This window comes from Corynebacterium sp. c25Ua_47 (assembly GCF_039907205.1).
In the GTDB taxonomy this organism is placed as follows: Bacteria; Actinomycetota; Actinomycetes; order Mycobacteriales; family Mycobacteriaceae; genus Corynebacterium; species Corynebacterium hiratae.
In genome coordinates this window covers 1-1,362 of record NZ_JASBOH010000030.1, presented here as the reverse complement: position 1 = coordinate 1,362, position 1,362 = coordinate 1, and the positions used below count along the sequence as shown (strand labels likewise).

The following is a 1,362-nucleotide window of genomic DNA, read 5'->3' as shown; positions in this document are numbered from 1 at the left end:
GGGGCCAGCGGATGAGACCCGCATGGACTTGTATAACAATGCCCAAGGTCGATTTCTTGGATCTGCTTTCGCAAGTAGTGGCGACGAAGCTTCTGCTTTGAACCAGTGCGCCCTCTGGGCTAGAATTGGACTGCTATCTACACTTTCCTCGGAGAAGGGGGTTATGTTAATGAGACGCATGATGGCGCGGATAGGGTTCACTAGTATTGTCTCCCTATTACTCTCCTCTTGTAGTTTTGATGACCCATTGGCTTCTCATCTCGCGTCCCTAGGACGATCGGGACATGCGATCCCCGTTACTGAGTCCATCACACTGGAGGAACTCTACGGACCAGAGTGGACCGAGTTTTCGCTCGTGTGCCCATACACTCCGTATCAAACAGTCAAAGAAACACTTATGGCTGATGATCCCCCTGTTCCAGAACACGGCTTCTCCGATCACGAAAACTTCCTCTTTCTTAGAGGAAAGGGCGACAGCGAACAATGGGTGAGGTTCTCTCGAGAGGCTCTCGATCTGTGTTCTCCATCAAGTCCGTCTTCTTTAATCATGGAGTCAACGTCAGTTGCTCTCAGTTTTTCTCTGGATAGTCCGGGTAGTGCTTGGATTCTAACCGGCTTGAACAAGTAGTCATATGGGCTCGCTGCCCGTTGAATCCAAGAAGCTGCAGTACACCCTGGACTGGTCAGATGCGGCCAAGATTGACTGGGACACCATCATATTGTTTGGCTGCGGCATGACCTTCGGCGCCATACTGGGCAGCTCCGGTCTAGCAGAAACTATCGGTTCCGGACTCGACAATATGTTGGGCGTATCTAGTGCCCTGGTCATCACTGCCATGGCGGTGTTGCTGGCCATCCTCATCTCTGAGACCACAAGTAATACCGCCGCGGCGGCTGTCACTGTGCCGATTGTTGTTCCACTCGCCATGGCTGCGGGAGTAGACCCTGTTATCCCGGCGATGGCCACTACCTGTCGATTTGGGGTAGTTGGTACCGCGAGTCCGCGTAGTTGGTACCGGTGTTCCGTGTATCCGGTACTGCAAGGGGTTTTCTTTCATAGTTGATGTTGGCGACACCACAATCCGCTGGTGTTGCGTCAACTTCTACTTGGAAGGAGCTGGTCCTTGTGGCCAACTTCAAGCAGATCATTGCGATGTGCCTTGATGGTGCTAGCTAGGCGCAGATCACACACGCATTGGGGTGTTCACGACGGGAAGTATCCCGTGCAAAGAAAGTCATCTCTGATGAGGGTTTGACTTCAGAGATTTTCCGTCAGCTCCCGCCGGGGTGGTTTGATGATCGATTCAGTGATGGCCGGAGTAAGAGGTCTTTGTCCTATGACCTGCTGTATCTCGGCGGGGC

Annotated in this window: 2 protein-coding genes; both read left to right on the top strand. The window is 52.8% G+C overall.

Annotated elements, in window-relative coordinates; all coding sequences use genetic code 11:
* Window positions 1-628, top strand: a 628-nt coding sequence (locus QKE52_RS13280) for a hypothetical protein (RefSeq protein ID WP_347948999.1), incomplete at its 5' end; no start/stop codon positions are given.
* Window positions 629-632: 4 nt separating this feature from the next.
* A complete protein-coding gene (locus QKE52_RS13275) occupies window positions 633-1,064 on the top strand; it encodes an SLC13 family permease (RefSeq protein ID WP_347948998.1) in 432 nt (143 codons plus the stop codon).
* Window positions 1,065-1,362 lie beyond the last annotated feature (298 nt).

What these genes read in the sequence shown, in the direction of transcription:
- QKE52_RS13275 (WP_347948998.1), top strand. Translation starts at nt 633, where the DNA reads ATGGGCTCGCTGCCCGTTGAATCCAAGAAGCTGCAGTACACCCTGGAC.